This window comes from Aquamicrobium terrae (assembly GCF_052978165.1).
In genome coordinates this window covers 688,632-711,327 of sequence record NZ_JBRKLZ010000001.1, presented here as the reverse complement: position 1 = coordinate 711,327, position 22,696 = coordinate 688,632, and the positions used below count along the sequence as shown (strand labels likewise).

General features: G+C 66.3%; 18 protein-coding genes. All 18 read left to right on the top strand.

All coding sequences use genetic code 11. The features are described 5' to 3' along the window. Positions 1-34: 34 nt before the first annotated feature. The 18 genes from ACVCNR_RS03650 (at position 35) to ACVCNR_RS03565 (ending at position 22,693) form a co-directional block, all read left to right on the top strand. Positions 35-1,489 carry a UDP-N-acetylmuramoyl-L-alanyl-D-glutamate--2,6-diaminopimelate ligase gene (locus tag ACVCNR_RS03650; RefSeq protein WP_447073850.1) on the top strand — a complete coding sequence of 485 codons (1,455 nt, stop codon included), beginning with the start codon at positions 35-37 and terminating at the stop codon, positions 1,487-1,489. Then, on the top strand, positions 1,486-2,907 hold the full coding sequence (locus ACVCNR_RS03645) for a UDP-N-acetylmuramoylalanyl-D-glutamyl-2,6-diaminopimelate--D-alanyl-D-alanine ligase (protein ID WP_447073849.1): 1,422 nt from the start codon (positions 1,486-1,488) through the stop codon (positions 2,905-2,907). Before ACVCNR_RS03650 ends, ACVCNR_RS03645 begins: the two co-directional genes overlap by 4 nt. Positions 2,908-2,943: 36 nt before the next feature. Continuing rightward, a complete protein-coding gene (gene mraY / locus ACVCNR_RS03640; RefSeq protein WP_354192004.1) occupies positions 2,944-4,026 on the top strand; it encodes a phospho-N-acetylmuramoyl-pentapeptide-transferase in 1,083 nt (360 codons plus the stop codon). 7 nt (positions 4,027-4,033) lie between these two features. Further along, a complete protein-coding gene (gene murD, locus ACVCNR_RS03635) occupies positions 4,034-5,434 on the top strand; it encodes a UDP-N-acetylmuramoyl-L-alanine--D-glutamate ligase (RefSeq protein ID WP_447073848.1) in 1,401 nt (466 codons plus the stop codon). Beyond that, complete coding sequence (ftsW, locus tag ACVCNR_RS03630) at positions 5,434-6,585, top strand: putative lipid II flippase FtsW (protein ID WP_354192006.1); 1,152 nt, start codon at positions 5,434-5,436, stop codon at positions 6,583-6,585. Before murD ends, ftsW begins: the two co-directional genes overlap by 1 nt. Further along, positions 6,586-7,713 (top strand): undecaprenyldiphospho-muramoylpentapeptide beta-N-acetylglucosaminyltransferase, encoded by a 1,128-nt coding sequence (gene murG / locus ACVCNR_RS03625; protein ID WP_447073847.1) that lies wholly within the window; start codon positions 6,586-6,588, stop codon positions 7,711-7,713. It begins immediately after the preceding gene. Further along, positions 7,710-9,116, top strand: a complete 1,407-nt coding sequence (gene murC, locus ACVCNR_RS03620) for a UDP-N-acetylmuramate--L-alanine ligase (RefSeq protein ID WP_354192010.1) — start codon at positions 7,710-7,712, stop codon at positions 9,114-9,116. Before murG ends, murC begins: the two co-directional genes overlap by 4 nt. Then, positions 9,113-10,078, top strand: coding sequence for a UDP-N-acetylmuramate dehydrogenase (gene murB / locus ACVCNR_RS03615; protein ID WP_447073846.1), 966 nt, complete (start codon positions 9,113-9,115; stop codon positions 10,076-10,078). The genes murC and murB overlap by 4 nt, the downstream gene beginning before the upstream one ends. Before the next feature lie 214 nt (positions 10,079-10,292). Continuing rightward, the gene (locus tag ACVCNR_RS03610; RefSeq protein ID WP_354192013.1) at positions 10,293-11,219 is read left to right on the top strand and encodes a D-alanine--D-alanine ligase; all 927 of its coding nucleotides are present in this window, start codon (positions 10,293-10,295) and stop codon (positions 11,217-11,219) included. Continuing rightward, a complete protein-coding gene (locus tag ACVCNR_RS03605) occupies positions 11,207-12,118 on the top strand; it encodes a cell division protein FtsQ/DivIB (protein ID WP_435521514.1) in 912 nt (303 codons plus the stop codon). Before ACVCNR_RS03610 ends, ACVCNR_RS03605 begins: the two co-directional genes overlap by 13 nt. After that, the gene (gene ftsA, locus ACVCNR_RS03600) at positions 12,115-13,422 is read left to right on the top strand and encodes a cell division protein FtsA (protein WP_447073845.1); all 1,308 of its coding nucleotides are present in this window, start codon (positions 12,115-12,117) and stop codon (positions 13,420-13,422) included. The genes ACVCNR_RS03605 and ftsA overlap by 4 nt, the downstream gene beginning before the upstream one ends. A 67-nt stretch (positions 13,423-13,489) precedes the next feature. Then, positions 13,490-15,187: a cell division protein FtsZ gene (ftsZ, locus tag ACVCNR_RS03595; RefSeq protein ID WP_447073844.1), complete on the top strand. Its 1,698-nt coding sequence runs from the start codon at positions 13,490-13,492 to the stop codon at positions 15,185-15,187. A 275-nt stretch (positions 15,188-15,462) separates the two neighbouring features. Then, positions 15,463-16,425 carry a UDP-3-O-acyl-N-acetylglucosamine deacetylase gene (lpxC, locus tag ACVCNR_RS03590; protein ID WP_354192018.1) on the top strand — a complete coding sequence of 321 codons (963 nt, stop codon included), beginning with the start codon at positions 15,463-15,465 and terminating at the stop codon, positions 16,423-16,425. A 167-nt stretch (positions 16,426-16,592) separates the two neighbouring features. Continuing rightward, on the top strand, positions 16,593-17,471 hold the full coding sequence (locus ACVCNR_RS03585) for an outer membrane protein assembly factor BamD (protein ID WP_354192019.1): 879 nt from the start codon (positions 16,593-16,595) through the stop codon (positions 17,469-17,471). An 8-nt stretch (positions 17,472-17,479) separates the two neighbouring features. Further along, the gene (gene recN, locus ACVCNR_RS03580) at positions 17,480-19,156 is read left to right on the top strand and encodes a DNA repair protein RecN (protein WP_354192436.1); all 1,677 of its coding nucleotides are present in this window, start codon (positions 17,480-17,482) and stop codon (positions 19,154-19,156) included. Between the two features lie 153 nt (positions 19,157-19,309). Further along, positions 19,310-21,457: an NAD-dependent DNA ligase LigA gene (gene ligA / locus ACVCNR_RS03575; protein ID WP_354192021.1), complete on the top strand. Its 2,148-nt coding sequence runs from the start codon at positions 19,310-19,312 to the stop codon at positions 21,455-21,457. Positions 21,458-21,665: 208 nt separating this feature from the next. Then, a complete protein-coding gene (locus ACVCNR_RS03570; RefSeq protein WP_354192022.1) occupies positions 21,666-22,400 on the top strand; it encodes an AzlC family ABC transporter permease in 735 nt (244 codons plus the stop codon). Continuing rightward, positions 22,397-22,693, top strand: a complete 297-nt coding sequence (locus tag ACVCNR_RS03565) for a branched-chain amino acid transport AzlD family protein (protein WP_447073843.1) — start codon at positions 22,397-22,399, stop codon at positions 22,691-22,693. Before ACVCNR_RS03570 ends, ACVCNR_RS03565 begins: the two co-directional genes overlap by 4 nt. Positions 22,694-22,696 lie beyond the last annotated feature (3 nt).

Below are 22,696 nucleotides of genomic sequence, written 5' to 3'. Positions count from 1 at the left end.
GGATGCGCCGCTTTCAAGAGGTGACCAGAACCAGATGAAACTCGATGATCTGACCGGCATAGTGCCTCTCCACGAGGCGTTTCCCTCCGATACGGAGATTGCCGGCCTGTCGTCGGATTCGCGCACCGTCCAGCCGGGCATGCTGTTCTTCGCGCTCGCCGGCACCAAGGCGGACGGCGCCGACTATGCCGCCGATGCGGCTGCCCGGGGTGCGCTCGCGGTTGTTGCCGCGATGGGGCGCACGAACGGGGCGGTTTCCGTGCCGGTGATCGAGGTCGAGGACCCGCGCCGCGCGCTGGCGCTGGCCGCCGCCAAATTCTACGGCACCCAGCCCGATACGATGGTGGCGGTGACCGGCACCAGCGGCAAGACCTCGGTGGCCGCCTTCACCCGCCAGATCTGGGAACATGCCGGTTTTGCCGCCGCTTCCATCGGCACCACCGGCGTCGTCGCGCCGGGGCGCAATGAATATGGTTCGCTGACCACGCCCGATCCGGTCGCACTGCACAAGCTGCTGGCCGAACTGGCCGGGGCCGGCGTCACCCACGCCTCCATGGAAGCCTCCAGCCACGGGCTCGACCAGCACCGGCTGGACGGCGTGCGGCTCGCCGCCGGCGCCTTCACCAATCTCGGCCGCGACCACATGGATTATCATCCGACGGTCGAGGAATACCACGCCGCCAAGATGCGCCTGTTCCGCGATCTGCTGCCCAGGGGCATGCCGGCAATCGTCTTCGCCGACGATCCCTGGTCGCAGGCCACCATCGATGCGGCGAGCGTTGCCGGCATCGAGGTGCTGACCGTTGGCCGCAAGGGCACGTTCCTCAAGCTCAACCGCGTCGAGCACGAGCGAGCCAAGCAGCGCGCCGAAATCGTGCATGACGGGGAGATCTACGAGATCGACCTGCCGCTGGCCGGCGATTTCCAGATCGCCAATGCGCTGGTTTCCGCCGGCCTTGCCATCGCCACCGGCACTTCCGCCCCCACTGTCATGGCGGCGCTGGAGAAACTGAAAGGCGCGCCGGGGCGGCTCGATCTGGTCGGTGTCACGCCCGCCGGCGCGCCGGTCTATGTCGACTACGCCCACAAGCCCGATGCGCTGGAGAATGTGCTGGCCTCGGTCCGTCCATTCACCACAGGCCGCGTCGTGGTGGTGTTCGGCTGCGGCGGCGACCGCGACCGCGGCAAGCGTCCGATCATGGGTGAGATCGCCACGCGGCTCGCCGATGTCACCATCGTCACCGACGACAATCCGCGCACGGAAGTGCCGGCCGAAATCCGTGCCGCCATTCTTGCGGCGGCTCCGGGCGCCATCGAGATCGGCGACCGCCGCAAGGCGATCCACGAGGCGGTGGCCATGCTGCGCGCCGGCGACACGCTGATCGTGGCCGGCAAGGGCCATGAGGAAGGCCAGACCATCGGCGCCGAGACGTTCCCCTTCTCCGATCATGAGGAGGTGCGCGCGGCGCTGAAGGAGGTGGCCGGATGAGCTATCTCTGGACAATCGAGGCGCTGGTCGAGGCGATGGGCGGACGCCCGCTCGGCCAGATGCCGGACGGGGTGCACGGCATTTCCATCGATACCCGGACCCTTGAGCCGGGCGATGCCTTCTTCGCCATCAAGGGTGAGACCATGGACGGGCACGACTTCGCCACCGCTGCCGTCAAGGCGGGAGCGGCGGTGCTGGTTGTCGCCGAGGGCAAGCTGCCGGCGCTGGGGCGCCTGACGGCGCCGAAGATCGTCGTTCCGGACGTTCTGGCGGCCATGGAAAAGCTGGCCGTCGCCGCGCGGGCGCGGGCGAAGGGCCGGGTCATCGCGGTGACGGGCTCGGCCGGCAAGACGACCACCAAGGAGGCGCTGCGCCATGTCCTTGGCTCGGTCGGTTCCGTCCATGCTTCCGACAAGTCGTTCAACAACCACTGGGGCGTGCCGCTGACGCTTGCGCGCCTGCCGGAAGACACCGAATATGCCGTCTTCGAGATCGGCATGAACCATCCGGGCGAAATCCGCCCGCTGGTGAAGATGGTGCGCCCGCATGTCGCCATCGTCACGCTGGTGGCCGCCGCGCATCTCGGTTTCTTCCGCGACCTCGACGAGATCGCCGCCGCCAAGGCGGAGATTTTCGAGGGCATCGAGCCGGGCGGCACCGCGCTGCTCAACCGCGACGATCCGCGCGCCAACTTGTTGGGCAAGATGGCGCGGCAGGCGGGCGTCGAGCATGTGCTGGGCTTCGGCGAGCACCAGCGCTCGACCTACCGGCTGATCGATTGCGTGCTCAACGCCGATCATTCGACGATGACGGCCCGCATCGGCCGTCGCGAGCTGGTGGCGCGCATCGGCGCGCCCGGCCGCCACATGGTGCAGAATGCGCTGGCGGTCCTGGGCGCGGCCGATCTGGTCGGCGCCGACATCGACCGGGTGGCGATGGCGCTGGGCACCTTGCCCACACAGCAGGGGCGCGGCCGACGCCACGTGCTGTCCCATGCGGGCGGGCCTTTCACGCTGATCGACGAAAGCTACAACGCCAATCCGGCCTCGATGAAGGCGGCGCTCGACCTGCTCGACGCCACGCCCGTTGCCGGCGACGGCCGCCGCATCGCCGTGCTGGGCGACATGCTGGAGCTGGGCGAGCACTCCGAGAAGCTGCATGCGGACCTGTCCGAGCTGATCGTCGGCACGGGCATCAGCCATGTGCTGCTGGGCGGACCGCATATGAAGGCGCTGGCCGAGGTTCTGCCGAGCGATATCGCCGTCGTCCACCGCGATGCGGCCGACGATCTCAGCCGGCTGCTCCTCGATACGGTGCAGCCGGGCGACGTGATCATGGTGAAGTCATCGAAGGGGATCGGCTTTTCCGGGATCGTCGAGGCGCTGGTGAACAGGTTTCCGGCATACGCCGAGAGTTGATGAAGGGGCCAGGTCGGCCCAGGGGACGAAAAACGCATGCTGACGCTGCTCGTGGAATTCGCGGACCGGATCACGGTCTTCAACGTGTTCCGGTACATCACCTTCCGCACGGGCGGCGCGCTGATCACGGCGGCGCTGATCGTCTTCATCTTCGGCCCGGCCATCATCGATTCGCTGCGCCTGCGGCAGGGCAAGGGCCAGCCGATCCGCGCGGACGGCCCGCAGACCCACTTCAAGAAGGCCGGCACGCCGACCATGGGCGGGCTGATGATCATGACCGGCATCATCATCTCGTCGCTGCTGTGGGCCAATCTTTCCAGCGTCTACGTCTGGGTCGTGCTTCTGGTGACGCTGGGCTTCGGCGCCATCGGCTTCTACGACGATTATCTGAAGGTGACCAAGCAGTCGCATCTCGGCTTTTCCGGCAAGGCGCGGCTGGCCTTCGAGTTCCTGATTGCCGGCATCGCCGCCTGGGTCATCATGCATAACGGGCAGGAGCCGTTCTCCTCCTCGCTGACCTTCCCCTTCGCCAAGGAATTCATCATCAATCTCGGCTGGTTCTTCATCCCCTTCGCCGCCTTCGTGGTGGTGGGGGCGGGCAACGCCGTCAACATCACCGACGGGCTCGACGGGCTTGCCATCGTGCCAATCATGATCGCGGCCGCGTCCTTCGGCGTCATCGCCTATCTGTCTGGCAACGCCATCTTCGCCGACTACCTGCAAATCCACTTCGTGCCCGGCACGGGTGAACTGGCCGTCATCCTCGGCGCGGTGATCGGGGCGGGGCTCGGCTTCCTGTGGTTCAACGCGCCGCCGGCCGCCATCTTCATGGGCGACACCGGCTCGCTGGCGCTGGGCGGGCTGATCGGCACCATCGCGGTGGCCACCAAGCACGAGATCGTGCTGGCCATCATCGGCGGCCTGTTCGTGGTCGAAATCCTGTCGGTCATCATCCAGGTCGGCTATTTCAAGATGACCGGCAAGCGGGTCTTCCTGATGGCGCCGATCCATCACCATTTCGAGAAGCTCGGCTGGACCGAGAGCCAGGTGGTGATCCGCTTCTGGATCATCGCCGTCATCCTCGCCCTGATCGGGCTTTCCACCCTGAAGCTGCGGTAGGCGCCAGATGATCCCGGCAAGTTCCTTCGCAGGCAGGCAGGTGGCGCTCTTCGGGCTCGGCGGCTCGGGGCTGGCGACGGCGCATGCGCTGGTCGAAGGCGGTGCCGAGGTGCTGGCGTGGGACGACAATCCGCAAAGCGTGGAGAAGGCGGGTGCCGAGGGCATCGCCACCGGCGATTTGCGCGAGGCCGACTGGTCGCGCTTTGCCGCCTTCGTACTGTCCCCCGGCGTGCCGCTGACCCATCCCAAGCCGCACTGGACTGTGGAACTGGCGCGGGCCGCCGGCGTGGAGGTGATCGGCGATGTCGAACTGTTCGTTCGCGAGCGCAATGCCCGCGCTCCCGACGCCCCGTTCATCGCCATCACCGGCACCAACGGCAAGTCCACGACCACGGCGCTGATCGCGCATATCCTGCAAGCGGCGGGCCGCGACACGCAGATGGGCGGCAATATCGGCCGCGCGGTGATGACGCTCGATCCGCCTGCGCCGCAGCGCCACTATGTGGTGGAATGCTCGTCCTACCAGATCGACCTCGCCCCCTCGGTCAACCCGACGGCGGGCGTGCTGCTCAACCTTACGCCCGACCATCTCGACCGCCATGGCACCATGCAGCACTATGCCGAAATCAAGGAGCGGCTGGTGGCGGGCTCCGACACGGCCATCATCGGCGTGGACGACAGCTGGTGCGCGCAGATCGCCGAGCGGCTGGAGCGCGCCGGCCGCAAGGTGGTGCGCATCTCCAAGCGCCTGCCGCTCAAGGACGGCTATTTCGCCGAAGGAACCGATCTGGTCGAGGCGGTGGACGGCCGCCACACCCGCGTCGCCTCGCTGGACGGCATCGGCTCGCTGCGTGGCCAGCACAATGCCCAGAACGCGCTGGCCGCGCTTGCCGCCTGCCGCAGCGTGGGGCTGACGGTGGAGGAGATACAGGCCGGCCTCGAGAGCTTCCCCGGACTGGCGCACCGCATGGAGCAGGTGGGCCGCAAGGGGCATGTGCTGTTCGTCAACGATTCCAAGGCGACCAATGCCGATGCGGCCGCACCGGCCCTGTCGAGCTTCGAACGCATCTACTGGATCGCAGGGGGGCTGCCCAAGGAAGGCGGCATCGAGCCGCTGCGCGGGCTCTTCCCCCACATCGCCAAGGCCTATCTGATCGGCGAGGCGGCGCCCGCCTTTTCGGTGACGCTGGGCGAGGCGGTGCCTTACGAGATTTCCGGCACGCTGGCGGCCGCCGTGGAACATGCCGCCGCAGATGCCGGGCGCGAGGGCGGCAGCGAAGGCGTGGTGCTTCTGTCGCCGGCCTGCGCCAGCTTCGACCAGTTCAGGAATTTCGAGGTGCGCGGCGAAGCCTTCAGGCAAGCCGTCCATGCCATTGATGGGATCGAACCCATCGGAGGGACACGATAATGCAGAGCCGTCTCGACACCAGCCCCGTTTCCAATTGGTGGTGGACCATCGACCGATGGTTCCTGGCAGCGTTCCTGTCGCTGCTGGGCCTCGGCATCGTGCTGTCCTTCGCCGCGAGCCCGGCCGTGGCCGAGCGTATCGGGCTCGATTCCTTCCACTTCGCAACGAGGCAGATCATCTTCACCATTCCCGCGCTGTGCGTGATGCTGGCCGTGTCGTTCCTCAACACGCGCCAGATCCGGCGCCTGGCGCTCGGCATGCTGTGCGTGATGCTGGTGATGATGGTGGCCGTGCTCTATGTCGGCGTCGAGGTGAAGGGCGCGCGGCGGTGGCTGTCGCTGGCTGGGTTGTCGATCCAGCCTTCGGAATTCCTCAAGCCGGCCTTCGTCGTCATCTGCGCCTGGCTGTTCGCCGAGCACAAGCGGCAGCCCGAAATCCCGGGAAACCTCTTCGCCATGATCCTGCTCGGCCTCGTTCTTGCGCTGCTGCTGGCGCAGCCGGACATGGGCCAGACCCTTCTGGTGGTCGGCACCTGGGGCGTGATGTTCTTCATGGCCGGGCTGTCGTGGATATGGATCGTCGCGCTTGGCGGGCTGGGCGTCGTCGGGCTGTTCGCCGCCTATGAGATATTCCCGCACGTTGCCGGCCGCATCGACCGCTTCCTGACGGGCGAGGGCGACACCTTCCAGGTCGACATGGGCCATGAGGCGCTGGTCAATGGCGGCTGGTTCGGCCTGGGGCCGGGCGAGGGCAGCATCAAGCGCCTGATCCCCGACAGCCATGCCGACTTCGTGTTCGCCGTGGCCGGCGAGGAGTTCGGCCTGATCACCTGCATGGTCATCATGCTGATCTTTGCCTTCATCGTGCTGCGCGGCCTGTCCGTCTCGCTGAAGGAGCATGACGACTTCACCCGCTATGCCATCGGCGGGCTGGTCACCATCTTCGGCTTCCAGTCGGTCATCAACATGTGCGTGAACCTGCAACTCATGCCGGCCAAGGGCATGACGCTGCCGTTCATTTCCTATGGCGGCTCCTCGCAGATCGCCATCGCCATCTCCATGGGTATGGTGCTGGCGCTGACCCGCCGCAAGCCGCAGAAGCGCAAGCCGCTCGCCTACGGTTTTTCCAGTTCCATCCTTCCGGCGGAATAAATGGCGAAGGGCACCATTCTGTTGGCCGCCGGCGGTACCGGCGGCCATCTGTTTCCGGCCGAGGCGCTGGCGCATGAGCTGAAGGCGCGCGGCTGGAGCGTGCATCTGGCCACCGACGACCGGGCCGAGCGCTTTGCCGGGCAGTTTCCGGCCGATGCCATCCACCCGATCCCGTCCGCCACCATAGGCTCGAAGAACCCGCTGGCACTGGCGAGGACGTTCTGGAAACTGTGGAAGGGTGTGCGGCAGGCCTCGACGGTCATCGCGAGGATCAGGCCGGCGGCTGTCGTCGGCTTCGGCGGCTATCCGACCCTGCCGCCGCTCTATGCCGCGACGCGGCGTGGCCGCCCGACGCTGGTCCATGAGCAGAACGCGGTGATGGGCCGCGCCAACCGGGCGCTGGCGGCCCGGGTGACGGCGATCGCCGGCGGCTTCCTGCCGGAGGATGCGAGTGCCGCCGGGCGCAAGACGGTCACCACCGGCAATCCGGTGCGGCCGGCGGTGATCGAAGCCGCCGCGCAGCCTTATCAGGTTTCGCAGGAAGGCGAGCCCTTCCGGCTTCTGGTGTTCGGCGGCAGCCAGGGCGCGCAGTTCTTTTCCGATGCCGTGCCTGCGGCCGTGAGGCAGCTTCCCGACGCCTTGCGCAACCGGCTCGTCGTGACCCAGCAGGCGCGCAAGGAGGATGTGGACAGGGTGGCGGCCGCCTATGCGGAACTCGGGCTTCCCGCAGAAATATCGCCCTTCTTCACCGACATGGCGGAGCGCATGGCCAATGCCCAACTCGTCATTTCGCGCTCGGGCGCTTCGACCGTCTCCGAAATCGCGGTGATCGGCCGGCCGGCGCTGCTGGTTCCCTATCCGCATGCGCTGGATCACGACCAGGCTGCCAACGCCGCGGCGCTTGCTGCGGCCAGCGGGGCGGAGGTTCACGTTCAATCGTCGCTCGACGCGGCGAAGCTGGCTGGGCTGATCGGTGCGCTGATGGCCGCGCCCGAACGGTTGCGGACGATGGCCGGGGCGGCGCGCTCGGTCGGCCGTCCCAATGCCGCCGGCTTGCTCGCCGATCTGACAGAGGCTATTGCGTCGGGCCAATCGCTCGACCAGTTCAGGAAGGAACACAACGCATGAAGATGCCGCAGACGATAGGCCTCGTGCACTTCATCGGCATAGGCGGCATCGGCATGAGCGGCATTGCCGAGGCGCTGCACAATCTCGGCTACAAGGTGCAGGGTTCCGACCAGAACGACAGCGCCAATGTGCAGCGGCTGCGTGACAAGGGCATCGAATGCTTCGTCGGCCACCGGGCCGAAAACATCGGCGATTCCGAGGTGGTCGTGGTGTCGACCGCCATCCGCGGCAACAATCCCGAACTGGTGGCGGCGCGCGAGAAGCTGCTGCCGGTGGTGCGCCGGGCCGAGATGCTGGCCGAGCTGATGCGCTTCCGCAACGCCATCGCCATCGGCGGCACCCATGGCAAGACCACCACCACCTCGATGGTGGCGACGCTGCTGGAAGCGGGCGGGCTCGACCCGACCGTCATCAATGGCGGCATCATCAACGCCTATGGCACCAATGCGCGCATGGGCGACGGCGAATGGATGGTGGTCGAGGCGGACGAGAGCGACGGCACGTTCCTGAAGCTGCCGGCCGATATCGCCGTGGTCACCAATATCGACCCCGAGCATCTCGACCACTACGGCTCCTTCGACAAGGTGCGCGAGGCGTTCCGCCAATTCGTGGAGAACGTGCCGTTCTATGGCTTCGGCGTCATGTGCATCGACCATCCCGAGGTGCAGGCGCTGGTCAGCCGAATCGGCGACCGCCGCGTCATCACCTATGGCGAGAACGCGCAGGCCGACGTGCGCTTCGCCAACCATCGCATGGACGGCGCCGTCTCGGTGTTCGACGTGGTCATCCGCAACCGCAAGACCGGCGCGGAGAAATCGATCGCCGACCTGCGCCTGCCGATGCCGGGCCGCCACAACGTCTCCAACGCCACGGCGGCGATTGCCGTCGCCAGCGAGCTTGGCCTGACCGACGAGGCGATCCGCAAGGGCCTGTCCTCCTTCGGCGGCGTGAAGCGGCGCTTCACCCACACCGGCTCGTGGAACGGCGTCGAGATCTTCGACGACTACGGACACCACCCGGTCGAGATCAAGGCGGTGCTGAAGGCGGCGCGCGACGCCACCAAGGGCCGCGTCATCGCCGTTGCCCAGCCGCATCGCTTCACCCGGCTTCGCGACCTGTTCGACGACTTCGCCGTCTGCTTCAACGATGCCGACACGGTGATGGTGGCTCCGGTCTATGCGGCGGGCGAGGACCCCATCGACGGTATTTCCAGCGATACGCTGGTGGCGCGCATGCGTGCCGGCGGCCACCGCGATGCCCGCCATATCGCGGATGCGGCAGCCGTTGCGCCGCTGGTGCGCGAACTGGCGCAGCCGGGCGACTTCGTTGTGTTCCTGGGGGCCGGCAACATCACCCAATGGGCCTATGCCCTGCCGAAGGAACTGAACGGAGCGGTGAATTGACCCGGGGCCAGGCATTGCTCGACAGTCTGGGCGACAGGCTTTCCGGCCTGCGCGGCCGTGTCACGCCCGATGCGGAAATGGACAAGATCACCTGGTTCCGTGCCGGCGGCCTTGCCGCCGCGCTGTTCCAGCCGGCGGATGAGGACGACCTTTCGGCATTCCTCAAGGCGGTGCCGGAAGAAGTGCCGGTGATGGTCGTGGGCATCGGCTCCAACCTTCTGGTGCGCGACGGCGGCATTCCGGGCTTCGTGGTGCGGCTCTCGGCCAAGGGTTTCGGGGCGGTCGAGGCGATTTCGGAAACCCGGCTTCGCGCCGGAACGGCCGTGCCGGACAAGCGCGTGGCCGCCGCGGCGCTGGAGGCAGGCATCGGCGGCTTCCATTTCTATCACGGCATTCCCGGAGCCGTCGGCGGGGCGCTGCGCATGAATGCCGGCGCCAATGGCGTGGAGACCCGCGAGCGGGTCGTCGAGGTGAGGGCGCTCGACCGCAAGGGCGAACTGCATGTCCTCACCAATGCCGACATGGGCTATGCTTATCGCCATTGCTCGGCACCGAAAGACCTGATCTTCACGTCCGTTGTCATGGAAGGCTATGCCGAGGACAAGGATGTGATCCGCACGGCGATGGACGAGGTCCAGCACCATCGCGAGACGGTGCAGCCGATCAAGGAGAAGACCGGCGGCTCGACCTTCAAGAATCCCGAAGGCACGTCCGCCTGGAAGGAGATCGACAAGGCCGGCTGCCGTGGACTGATGATCGGCGGGGCGCAGATGTCGCCCATGCATTGCAACTTCATGATCAACACCGGCTCGGCCACCGGCTACGACCTTGAAACGCTGGGCGAGACGGTGCGCGCACGCGTGCTGGAGAATTCCGGCATCCGCCTGCATTGGGAGATCAGGCGCATCGGCGAATTCCGTCCCGGCCAGACGGTCCAGGAGTTCCTCGGACAGTTGCTTTGAGGACTCACGAAGCGCAAATTTTCATTCAAATTTGCAGAAAGTGAATCTCTCGGAATCCTAAGGGCTTGTCACGGAATCAACTCTCTGATTCTTTGGGTTCAAGCGTTTCCTGATTGAGTCGTTCGGCGCGTAGGTCGCGGTCCCCGACGGGGCTGTGGCCATGGACTCTGACTCGGGAAACTAGGATGAGTGCCCGCCAAGGGGATGACGGGATATGACCAAGAAGCACGTTGCTGTCCTGATGGGAGGGTTCTCGTCCGAAAGGCCGGTCTCCCTTTCCTCGGGCAATGCGTGCGCCGACACTCTCGAGGCCGAGGGTTTCAGGGTCACCCGCGTCGATGTGGATCGCAATGTCGGCGCCGTGCTTGCCGAGCTGAAGCCCGATGTGGCCTTCAATGCGCTGCACGGCCCGTTCGGCGAGGATGGCACTATCCAGGGCATCCTTGAGTATCTGGCCATCCCCTATACGCATTCGGGCGTGCTTTCTTCGGCGCTTGCCATGAACAAGGAGCAGGCCAAGAAGGTTGCGCGCGCGGCCGGCATTCCCGTGGCGGACTCGAAGATCGTCAACCGCTTTGCCGTCGAGGGCGAGCATCCGATGGCGCCGCCCTATGTGGTCAAGCCGATCGCCGAGGGGTCCAGTTTCGGCGTGGTCATCGTGAAGGAAGACCAGTCGCATCCGCCGCAGATCATCTCGTCGCCGGACTGGAGCTACGGCGAGCAGGTGATGGTGGAGCGCTACGTCCACGGGCGTGAGCTGACCTGCGCGGTGATGGGCGATGTGGCGCTTGGCGTGTGCGAGATCGTTCCGACCGGGCACGCCTTCTACGATTACGATTCGAAATATGTTCCGGGCGGCTCAAAACACGAAACCCCCGCGAAAGTTTCACCGAATATTTACCAAAAAATACAGACACTGGCGCTTAAGGCTCATCAAGCGATCGGCTGCCGGGGCGTGTCCCGGTCTGACTTCCGCTACGACGACCGCCATTCCGAAAATGGCGAGGTCGTGTGGCTGGAGGTCAATACCCAGCCGGGCATGACGCCGACGTCCCTGGTGCCTGAGATCGCCGCGCATGCAGGACATTCCTTCGGCGATCTGTTGAGTTGGATGGTGGAGGACGCTTCGTGTCTTCGTTGAGGTCGGGCCGAATGGGTGAAGGAGGGCTGGCAGGGCTGCTGCCTGCCATGCATCCTGTCATGCCGCGCTGGCTGCGCCGTCCCCTGCGCATGGTTTCCCGGCTGGGCGAGGGCGCCTATCGGGCGCCGCCCTTCGCTGCGACGATCCTGTCGGCTGCGCTCCTGTCTTCAAGCGCCACTTACGGCGCCTATCTCGGCGGTCAGCTCGAAGGCTTCGTGCAGGGCGTGACGGCGCGGACAGGCTTCGCCGTCGACCAGATCAAGGTGGTCGGCAACCAATACACGTCCGAGATCGATATTCTCGACAGGCTGGAGCTGAATGGATGGACTGCGCTGGTCGGCCTTGATGTGGGCGATGCGCGCGACCGGATCGCGTCGCTGCCCTGGGTCGAGCATGCGACGGTTCGCAAGATCTATCCCGACACGCTGGAAGTGCGCGTCGATGAGCGCGAGCCCTTTGCCATCTGGCAGCAGGGGCGGGTGCTGAGCGTCATCGAGAAATCGGGCCGGATCATTGCGCCGTACACTGGCGGCCGGCTGGCTTCCTTGCCGCTGATCGTGGGCAGTGGCGCGCCCGAAAACGCGCCCGTGCTGCTGGCCCGCATCGCGCAGGTTCCGGAACTGGCCGGGCGGGTCAAGGGCTATGTGCGCGTCGGCGACCGCCGCTGGGACCTGCATCTCGACAATGGCGTGACGGTCAAGCTTCCAGAGCATGGCATCGATGCCGCCCTCGAGCGGCTGGCCAGCATGGACCGCGAGCAGGATTTGCTGGGGCGCGACATCGTCGCGGTTGATCTGCGCATTCCGGACCGGGTGGCGGTGGCGTTGTCGCCGGATGCTTCCGAGGCACGAATGGCGGCGCTCAAGAAAGCAGCGCGCAAACCGGGGAGCCGCATATGAACTGGCTGCGTAGAAACGGCGACGCATCGGCCAGGCGCTCCGGCATCCTCACCGTGCTCGATGTCGGGTCGAGCAAGGTATGCTGCGTGGTTGCCAAGCTGAAGCCCTGCGAGGACGGCAATCTGCTGCGCGGGCGTACCCACCGCATCCAGGTGATCGGCATCGGCCACCAGAAGTCGCAGGGCATGAAGTCCGGCGTGGTCATCGACCTGGAGCGCGCCGAGCACGCGATCCGGCTGGCCGTGGACTCGGCCGAGCGCATGGCCGGGCTGACCGTCGATTCTCTGATCGTCAACATGACGGCGGGCCGCCTGAAGAGCGAGACCTTCTCCGCCACCGTCAACCTCGGCGGTCACGAGGTGGACGAAAGCGACATCAAGCGCGTCCTGGCGGCCGGCGCGCGGCAGGCGCTGAAGTCGGAGCGCGAGGTGATCCATTCGCTGCCCGTGGGCTTCTCGCTGGACGCCGAACGCGGGGTACGAGACCCGCGCGGCATGGTGGGCGACACGCTAGGCGTCGACATGCATGTGCTGACCGGCGATGCCGCGCCGCTGCGCAACATCGAACTGGCCATCAACCGTTCGCATCTGTCGGTCGAGCGCATGGTGGCCACCCCTTACGCCAGCGGTCTTGCGGCGCTGGTCGACGACGAGCTGGAGATGGGCGCGGCCTGCATCGACATGGGTGGCGGCACGACGACCATATCCATCTTCTCCGAAGGCAATTTCGTGCATGGCGACGCGATTCCGGTCGGCGGCAACCATGTGACGCTGGACCTCGCCAAGGGCCTGTCCACCACTATCGAGGCGGCGGAGAGGCTGAAGGTCATGCACGGTTCGGCGCTGCCCGGCAGCGCCGACGACCGCGACTTGGTCACCATCCATCCGATCGGCGACGACCATGGCGCGCCGATGCAGATTCCGCGTGCGGTGATGACGCGCATCATCCGCGCCCGCGTCGAGGAAACGCTGGAAATGCTGCGCGACCGGATCGGCAAATCAGGTTATGGCAGCGCGATCGGCAAGCGAATCGTGCTGACGGGCGGCGCCAGCCAGCTCGCCGGCCTTCCGGAAGCGGCGCGCCGCATTTTCGGACGTAACGTGCGCGCCGGGCGGCCGCTCGGCGTCGCAGGGCTGCCCGAGGCAGCCAAGGGGCCCGCGTTCTCGACGGTGGTCGGGCTCCTGATCTATCCGCAAGTGGCGAATTTCGAGAGTCGCCCTGCAAAAGGGGGTTCCGGGTTCAGGATGACCGGAACGGACGGGCGACTGTATCGCGTAAGTCAGTGGTTGAGAGACAGTTTCTAGAGTTAACGGGGACAGCCCCCAGGCGGCCGCTTTGGCGAAGCGGCGGGAAAGGCAAAGGACGAGGACAATGGCAATCAATCTGCAAAAGCCGGACATCACCGAGCTGAAGCCGCGCATCACCGTTTTCGGTGTCGGCGGCGGCGGCGGCAATGCCGTCAACAACATGATCACCGCCGGTCTGCGCGGCGTCGAGTTCGTGGTGGCGAACACCGACGCCCAGGCGCTGACCATGTCGAAGTCCGAGCGGCTCATCCAGCTCGGCGCGCACGTGACCGAGGGTCTGGGCGCCGGCTCGCAGCCTGAAGTCGGCCGCGCCGCCGCCGAGGAGTGCATCGACGAGATCAACGATCACCTGTCCAACACCCACATGTGCTTCGTCACCGCCGGCATGGGCGGCGGCACCGGCACGGGTGCTGCTCCGGTCGTCGCCCGCGCCGCCCGCGAGAAGGGCATCCTGACCGTCGGCGTCGTCACCAAGCCGTTCCACTTCGAGGGCCAGCGCCGCATGAAGACGGCGGACCTCGGCATCGAGGAACTGCAGAAGTGCGTCGATACGCTGATCGTCATTCCGAACCAGAACCTGTTCCGCCTGGCCAACGACAAGACGACCTTTGCCGACGCCTTCGCCATGGCCGATCAGGTGCTCTATTCGGGCGTTGCCTGCATCACCGACCTGATGGTCAAGGAAGGCCTCATCAACCTCGACTTCGCCGACGTGCGTTCGGTGATGCGGGAGATGGGCAAGGCCATGATGGGCACCGGCGAGGCTTCCGGCGAGGGCCGCGCGATGGCCGCCGCCGAGGCCGCGATCGCCAACCCGCTGCTCGACGAGACCTCGATGAAGGGGGCCAAGGGCCTGCTGATCTCGATCACCGGCGGCCGGGACCTCACCCTGTTCGAGGTGGACGAGGCGGCGACCCGCATTCGCGAGGAAGTCGACCAGGACGCCAACATCATCCTGGGCGCCACCTTCGACGAGGAACTGGAAGGCGTCATCCGCGTGTCGGTCGTAGCGACCGGTATCGACAAGTCGGCCGAGGACATCGCGGCCGCTCCGATCGCCATCCGTCCGGCCCAGACCAAGCCGGCCGTGCGCCCGGCGGCTCCCGCCGCCGAAGCCCGTCCGGTCCAGCCGGCGCCGCAGCCGGCCCCGGTGCAGGAGCCGCGCGCTGCCGATCCGGTTGCCGAAGCCTTCCAGATGGCAGAGCAGAACGCCGCCGCCATGGCCCATCGTCCGGCTCCCGCCGCAGACGGCTTCCACCCGCAGAGCAAGCTGTTCCAGCAGCCGCAGCCGCATCAGCCCGCCCAGCAGTTCCAGCAGCCGGTGGTGATGCAGCAGGCCGCCGTGCAGATGCAGCCGGCTCCGCAGCCCGCGCCGCAGCAGCGTGAAATGCACCAGCCGGCCGCGCCCCAGCGCATGCCGCGCGTGGAGGATTTCCCGCCAGTGGTGCGCGCCGAGGTCGAGGCCAAGAACAATCCAGCCAGCCACGAAGAGCGGGGCCCCATGGGCCTGCTCAAGCGCCTCACTAATGGCCTGACGCGCCGCGAGGAGGAGCCTGCCCGTCTCCAGCCGGCCCAGCCGCGCGAGCCGAAGCTTCGCCAGGCCGGTCCGGAAGTGCGCCGCATGCCGGCCCATGACTCGCAGCTCTACGCGCCGCGCCGCGGCCAGCTCGACGATCAGGGCCGTCTCGTCGCCCAGCCGCGCGCGACTCACGAGGACGACCAGCTCGAGATCCCGGCCTTCCTGCGCCGCCAGGCCAACTGATCGCCGCAGAAGCGTCACAAATCCGAAAAGGGCAGCCGGGAAACCGGCTGCCCTTTCTCGTTGAAAGCTTTGGAAAACAAGGATTTACCAGGCATTTTCCGGTGACGCGCGCAATTACATCGGGTAAGAAAGCGTGATTTGGAGGAAGTTGGGCGCGTCACTATCTTCGCCGGCAGCATTCTTGAAGCGGCCTGCAGGTTGGGGGAGATGCCTTCTTGCCGTAGCTGTACAAGCCGGGCGACCGGCGCGCATGAAGCCGACGGGCAGTCGGGCATATGGGCGGGCATACGGGGATCGTTTTGAACGATTATCAGACGACGATAAAATCGCGCGTGACGCTGGCCGGAACCGGCGTGCACAGCGGCAAGCCTGTGTCGGTTACCTTCGTCCCGTCCGACGTGGACACCGGCATCGTCTTTCATTTCATCGGCGGCAAGGAGCCGGGCAAGGAATTGCGCGCCCTTGTCTCGGAGGTTGGCGCGACCGACCTTTCGACGCTGCTGGGCGACCCGGCCGGCGTGCATGTCTCGACCGTCGAACATCTGATGGCGGCCGTTCTGGGCGTCGGCATCGACAATCTCGTCATCGAGATCGAGGGCAACGAAATCCCGATCCTGGACGGAAGCGCGGCCATGTTCGTCGAGGCGATCGACCAGGCCGGCCTCGACGTCCAGCCGCTCAAGCGCCGTTTCATCCGGGTTCTCAAGGACGTGCGCATCGAGAGCGGGGCTTCCTGGGCGGAGTTCCGTCCGTATTCCGGCACGAGGTTCGAGATCGAGATCGATTTCGAGAGCCGGGCCATCGGGCGCCAGCAATTCGCCATGGACCTGACCGGCGATTCGTTCCGCAACGAGGTGGCGCGGGCGCGCACCTTCGGCTTCCTCAAGGATGTGGAACGGTTGTGGGCGGCAGGCTACGCGCTGGGCTCGTCGCTGGAGAATTCCGTCGTCATCGGCCATGACAACCGCGTCATCAACATGGGTGGCCTGCGCTACCCGGATGAATTCGTGCGCCACAAGACGCTCGACGCCATGGGCGATCTGGCGCTGGCCGGCGCGCGCTTCATCGGCTGCTTCCGCTCCTATCGCGGCGGCCACCGGCTCAATGCGGCGGCCCTGCGCCGGCTGCTTTCGGACCGCAGCGCCTTCGAGATCGTCGAGACGACGCGCCGCGATCGTGGCCGGTCCGCCGAAATCAGCGCCGTGAGCGGGCCGGTGTTCGCGCCCTGGGCGATTTGAGCGCTTGATCTGCAAGGGTTTACAGTTTTTGCGGGGATGGATGCGCAAAGTCCACGCCTGCCACAAAAATGTGCGATTGCCGGACGATAGCGTTGCCGCGCGTGGCGGTTATGGTTTATGGCTGCACGCTGACCGAGGAAACGGTGCCGAAAGGGCGAATCCCAATCATGTTGTTCAAACGGGCTGATCGATCGATGGCACCAGTGAAGAGCCCGATGAGGGGCGTTGTCCTGGCCGTTTCGGTCGTCGCGGCGCCGCTGCTGCTGACAGGCTGCATGTCCTCGGAGAAGGACCTCGACCTGTCGACCTATGTCGACCAGACCGAGCCGGCCGACGTGCTCTACAACCAGGGCCTCGCCAACCTCAATGCCGGCCGCCTCGGCGAAGCGTCGAAGAAGTTCGCCGCCGTGGACCGCCAGCACCCCTATTCGGAATATGCCCGCAAGGCCATGGTGATGGGCGCCTTCACCAATTATCGGCAGGGCAATTACGAAGACGCCATCAGCATGTCCCAGCGCTATCTGAACCTCTATCCGTCTTCGGAAGACGCCGACTACGCGGTTTATATCGCCGGCCTCAGCTATTTCCGCCAGATCCGCGACGTGACGCAGGACCAGAAGGAAGCCCGCCAGACCATCCAGGCCATGCAGGAGCTGGTGAACCGCTGGCCGGACTCGCAATATGCCGAGGATGCGCGGACCAAGATCCGGTTCGCCAACGACCAGCTCGCCGGCAAGGAGATGCAGGTCGGCCGCTACTATCTGGAGCGGCGCGAATACCTGGCATCGATCAAGCGCTTCCGCACCGTGGTCGAGCAGTATTCCAACACCCGCCACATCGAGGAGGCGCTGGCGCGCCTGGTCGAAGCCTATTACGCGATGGGCCTGACCGACGAGGCGCAGACGGCTGCCGCGGTGCTGGGCCACAACTATCCCGACAGCCAGTGGTACAAGGATTCCTACAAGCTGCTGCAGAGCGGCGGGCTGACGCCGCGTGAGAATGCCGGCTCGTGGATATCGAAGGCCGGGAAGCTGATTACCGGCTGACGGCTGCCATGCTCGCCAGACTGTCGATCCGCGATATCGTACTGATCGAGAAGCTGGACATAGACTTTGCTCCGGGTCTCTCCGTGCTGACCGGCGAAACCGGGGCGGGCAAGTCGATCCTGCTCGATTCACTATCCCTTGCGCTCGGCGCGCGCGGCGATGCCTCGCTGGTGCGCCACGGCGCGGTCCAGGGGCAGGTGACGGCCGTGTTCGACGTGCCGCGCGGCCATCCGGCCCGGGATATCCTTGCCGAGAACGCCATAGACGACGATGGCGACATCATCCTGCGCCGCATCCAGACGGCGGACGGGCGCACGCGCGTCTTCGTCAACGACCAGCCGGCGAGCGTGGCCCTGATGCGCGCCATCGGCCATGCGCTGGTGGAGATCCACGGCCAGCACGACGAGCGGGCGCTTGTCGACGCCAGCGCCCATCGTGAAGTTCTGGATGCCTTCGGCGGCCATTCCGGCGCGGTGCGCGAGACGGCGGAGGCATGGCGGGGCTGGCGCACCGCCGAGCAGGAACTTTCCCGCCACAAGGCGCGGGTGGAAGCGGCGGCGCGCGAGGCCGATTATCTCAGGGCCGCGGTGGCCGAACTCGTGCAGCTCGATCCGCAGCCGGGCGAGGAAAGCGAGCTTGCCGAACTGCGCGCCACCATGATGCGCGCCGAAAAGATCGCCTCCGAGATCAGCGACGCGCAGGACGTGCTGTCCGGCCCGTCCTCGCCCCTGCCGCAACTGGCGAGCCTGCTCAGGCGCCTGCAACGCAAGGCGGCGGAAGTGCCCGGCCTGCTCGACGAGGTGGTTACATCGCTGGACGAGGCGATGCTGTCGCTCGATGCAGCGCAATCCGGCGTCGAGGCGGCCCTGCGCGCCACCGAATACGACCCACAGCGGCTGGAGCAGGCCGAGGAGCGGCTGTTTGCGCTGCGCGCCGCCGGCCGCAAGCACAATGTGCAGGTCGACGACCTTGCCCGTTTGCGCGACACCATGGCGGCCGACCTGGCCGATCTCGATGCCGGCGAGGAGCGGCTCGGAGTGCTGGAGCAACAGGCGCGGCAGGCGCGCGACCTCTACGACCAGCTTGCCGGGCATCTTTCCGCGCTGCGCCTGTCCGCTGCCCGGGGCCTGCGCGATGCGGTGATGGCCGAACTGCCGGAACTGAAGCTGGAACGCGCCGAATTCATCGTGGAAATGTCGAGCGAGCCCGACAGCCGCATGGAGGAGGGCATCGATCAGGTCGAGTTCTGGGTGCGCACCAATCCCGGCACCCGTCCCGGCCCGATGATGAAGGTGGCTTCCGGCGGCGAGCTGTCGCGTTTCCTGCTGGCGCTGAAAGTGGCGCTGGCCGATCGCGGCTCGGCCCCGACGCTGGTTTTCGACGAAATTGACACGGGCGTCGGCGGCGCGGTGGCGGACGCCATCGGCCAGCGGCTTGCCCGGCTGGCGCGGCGCGTGCAGGTGCTGTCCGTCACCCATGCGCCGCAGGTGGCGGCGCGCGCCTCGATGCATTTCCTGATCTCGAAATCCGGTGGTGCGGATCGCGTGGCCACCGGCATCGTGGCCATGGACAGCGATGCCCGCCAGGAAGAGATCGCCCGCATGCTGGCCGGCGCCACCATCACCGACGAGGCGCGGGCGGCGGCCGAACGGCTGCTGCGGGAAAACACCGTTCCGGCTTCCTGATCCCAAAAGTCCGCGACTTGCGGGACCATGCTCTATCCACAACTGACAAGATGATTCAGGAGCCGGGCATAGGCACGTGTTTCCCAATGGCTTTGCGCGCGCTACATACTTCTCTCCAGTTCCGGCCCGTGTGCCGAGGTGAGAGATTTCATCATGTCCGAGAAACCCGTTGACGCCCTGACCCAGAGCGAGGCCGCCGCAGAACTGGAGCGGCTGGCAAAGGAAATCGCGGACCATGACCGGCGCTACTATGCAGAAGATGCGCCGACCGTCTCGGATGCCGACTATGATGCGCTGCGCATCCGCAATGCCGAGATCGAGGCGCGCTTTCCCGAACTGGTGCGCGAGGATTCGCCGTCGCTGAAGGTGGGTACCGCGCCGTCCGGCGCCTTCGGCAAGGTGGTCCATGCCGTGCCGATGCTGTCGCTGGACAACACCTTCTCCGACGGGGACGTGCGCGATTTCGTGGCTAGCGTGCGGCGCTTCCTGGCCCTGCCGGCGGACCGGTCGCTGGTGTTCACCGCCGAGCCGAAGATCGACGGGCTTTCCATGTCGCTGCGCTACGAGAACCGGCGGCTGGTGACGGCGGCGACGCGTGGCGACGGCACCACCGGTGAGAACGTGACGGCCAATATCCGCACCATCGGCGAGATACCCGAGACCCTGCCAAAGGACGCGCCGGACGTGGTGGAGGTGCGCGGCGAGGTCTATATGCGCCGCGACGACTTCTTCGAGCTGAACCAGCGCATGGCCGAAACCGGCCGCGTCTTCGCCAATCCGCGCAATTCGGCGGCCGGCAGCCTGCGCCAGCTCGACCCGGAAGTGACGCGCCAGCGCCCGTTGCGCTTCTTCGCCTATGCATGGGGGGACACGTCCGCGCGGCTGGGCGAGACGCAATATGAGGTGGTGAGGCGGTTCGGCGACTGGGGGTTCCGGGTCAACGACCTCATGGCGCGCTGCGACACGGTTGAGGCGATGCTGGAGCATTATCACCGCATCGAGGCGGAACGTGCCGAAATTCCCTATGACATAGACGGCGTCGTCTACAAGGTGGACCGACTCGACCTTCAGGAGCGGCTGGGTTTCCGCTCGCGCAGCCCGCGCTGGGCGACGGCGCACAAATTCGCCGCCGAGAAGGCGATGACGGTGCTGAACGGCATCGACATCCAGGTCGGCCGCACCGGTGCGATGACGCCGGTGGCGCGGCTGGAGCCGGTGACGGTGGGCGGCGTGGTCGTCACCAACGCCACGTTGCATAATGAGGATTACATCAAGGGCATCGGCAACAGCGGCCAGCCGATCCGCGAGGGGCGCGATATCCGCATCGGCGATACGGTGGTTATCCAGCGCGCCGGCGACGTCATTCCGCAAATCCTCGATGTGGTGCTGGAGAAGCGCCCCGAACATGCCGTGCCTTACGAGTTCCCGCATACCTGTCCTGCCTGCGGCAGCCATGCCGTGCGCGAGGAGGGCGAGGCGGTGCGCCGCTGCACCGGCGGGCTGATCTGCCCGGCGCAGGCGGTGGAGCGGCTGCGCCATTTCGTGTCGCGCAATGCCTTCGACATCGAGGGGCTCGGCGAAAAGCAGATCGAATTCTTCTTCCAGTCGGACGATCGGGCCCTTCAGGTGCGCTCGCCGGCCGATATTTTCACGCTGAAGGAGCGCCAGCGCGATTCGCTGACCAAGCTGGAGAATGTCGAAGGGTTCGGCGCTGTCTCGGTGAAGAAGCTGTTTGCGGCCATCGACGAGCGCCGTGAGGTCGAATTCTCGCGCTTTCTGTTCGCGCTCGGCATCCGCCATGTCGGCGAAACCAACGCCAAGCGCTTCGCCCGCCATTTCCTGTCGTTCGAGGCGTTCCGCAAGGTGGCCGAAGAAGCGGATATGCCCGAGGGCAAGGGCGATCCCGGCAATGCCGCATGGCAGGAGCTGAACAACATCAACGGCATCGGCTCCATCGTCGCCGGCGCGGTGGTGGAGTTCTTCGAGGAGGATCACAACCGGCAGGTGCTCGACGCGCTGCTGGCGCAGGTGACGCCGCTCGACGAGGAGCCGGTCGGTGCCACCGATTCGCCGGTGGCCGGCAAGACGGTGGTGTTCACCGGGGCGCTGGAGAAGATGTCGCGCGACGAGGCCAAGGCCATGGCCGAGAAGCTGGGCGCCAAGGTTTCCGGTTCCGTGTCGAAGAAGACCGATCTGGTGGTGGCCGGGCCGGGCGCCGGCTCGAAGCTCAAGCAGGCGACGGAACTCGGCATCGAGGTGATCGACGAGGACGCCTGGTTCGCACGCGTGGGCAAGGGTTAGAGCATTTGTGCAACGCCAGACGGAATCGCCTGGCGTTGCACAAATGTGGCTGGAAGAAACAAGTTGAAGCAGCGAGGCCGTTCAGAACACCTGCTGCTCCCGCATCTCGCCGGCGCATAGATCACTAGTTCTGATCGCTTGGTTCAATCGATTTCGTATGACAGGCCGCAGCGCAATGCCTACATACGGGCGCTTGAAAGGGATTTCCGTGAGCGCACAGGCCATCACCGCATCGCCGACGAGGAGTGAATTCCTGGACGGGGTGCGCGTCAGCGTGCCCGTTTTCGTGGCTTCCGCTCCCTTCGCCATGCTGTTCGGGGCGCTGGCGGTCGACAACGGCTTTTCTGTCTTCGAAGCCGTGCTGATGAGCGCCATGGTGTTCGGCGGCGCCAGCCAGCTCGTCGGCATCGAGCTGTTCGGCCATCATGCGGCCGGCTGGCTGATCGTGCTGTCGATCTTCGCCGTCAACTTCCGCCACGTGCTCTATTCGGCCGCCGTCGGCAGGTATCTGGCGCCATGGACGAAGCCGCAGCAGGGGGTCGCCTATTTCCTGCTGACCGATCCACAATATGCGCTCACCGAGACGCGGGCCCTTCGCCACCAGCCGAGCTTCGCCTGGTATATGGGACTGGCCCTGCCGATGTATGCGCTGTGGGTGGTCAATACGGGGATCGGCGCGTGGTTCGGCACGCTCATTCCGGATATGACGGCGCTCGGCATCGACTTCCTGCTGCCGATCTATTTCCTCGGGCTGGTCATGGATTTCCGCCAGCGGCCGCTGTGGTTGCCCATCGTGGCGATCAGCGCCGTGGCGTCGGTGGTGGCCTACAGGACGGTGGGCTCGCCTTGGCATGTCACCATCGGCGGGCTGGCCGGAGTGGCGCTGGCCGTCATCATGCCGCCGCGCTTCAGCGGGGTCGGCGTGGCGGAGGCCAAGGCGTGAGCAGCACCGTCTGGATCATAATCGCGGCTGCCGTCGCGACCTATTTCACGCGCATCGGCGGCTATCTGGTGCTGTCGCGCTTCGACCGTATCCATCCCCGCGTCGAAGCGGGCCTCAATGCCGTACCGGCGGCGGTGCTGACCACCCTGGTGGCCCCCGCCGTCATGCAGGGCGGGCCGGCCGAATGGGCGGCCATCATCGTGGCCGGCGTCGTGGCCCTGCGCGGCGGGCTGATGTCGATGTTCCTGGCGGGCGCCGCCGTGCTCGTCATCGCCCGGCATTTCATGGCCTGACCC

Bases quoted from the DNA above. Each gene is read 5' to 3' on its own strand.
- mraY (WP_354192004.1), top strand. From the start codon at position 2,944: ATGCTGACGCTGCTCGTGGAATTCGCGGACCGGATCACGGTCTTCAAC.
- ACVCNR_RS03645 (WP_447073849.1), top strand. From the start codon at position 1,486: ATGAGCTATCTCTGGACAATCGAGGCGCTGGTCGAGGCGATGGGCGGA.
- ftsA (WP_447073845.1), top strand. From the start codon at position 12,115: ATGAACTGGCTGCGTAGAAACGGCGACGCATCGGCCAGGCGCTCCGGC.
- ACVCNR_RS03610 (WP_354192013.1), top strand. From the start codon at position 10,293: ATGACCAAGAAGCACGTTGCTGTCCTGATGGGAGGGTTCTCGTCCGAA.
- ACVCNR_RS03650 (WP_447073850.1), top strand. From the start codon at position 35: ATGAAACTCGATGATCTGACCGGCATAGTGCCTCTCCACGAGGCGTTT.
- murD (WP_447073848.1), top strand. From the start codon at position 4,034: ATGATCCCGGCAAGTTCCTTCGCAGGCAGGCAGGTGGCGCTCTTCGGG.
- ACVCNR_RS03585 (WP_354192019.1), top strand. From the start codon at position 16,593: ATGTTGTTCAAACGGGCTGATCGATCGATGGCACCAGTGAAGAGCCCG.
- ftsW (WP_354192006.1), top strand. From the start codon at position 5,434: ATGCAGAGCCGTCTCGACACCAGCCCCGTTTCCAATTGGTGGTGGACC.
- lpxC (WP_354192018.1), top strand. From the start codon at position 15,463: ATGGGCGGGCATACGGGGATCGTTTTGAACGATTATCAGACGACGATA.
- ftsZ (WP_447073844.1), top strand. From the start codon at position 13,490: ATGGCAATCAATCTGCAAAAGCCGGACATCACCGAGCTGAAGCCGCGC.
- murC (WP_354192010.1), top strand. From the start codon at position 7,710: ATGAAGATGCCGCAGACGATAGGCCTCGTGCACTTCATCGGCATAGGC.
- recN (WP_354192436.1), top strand. From the start codon at position 17,480: ATGCTCGCCAGACTGTCGATCCGCGATATCGTACTGATCGAGAAGCTG.
- ligA (WP_354192021.1), top strand. From the start codon at position 19,310: ATGTCCGAGAAACCCGTTGACGCCCTGACCCAGAGCGAGGCCGCCGCA.
- murG (WP_447073847.1), top strand. From the start codon at position 6,586: ATGGCGAAGGGCACCATTCTGTTGGCCGCCGGCGGTACCGGCGGCCAT.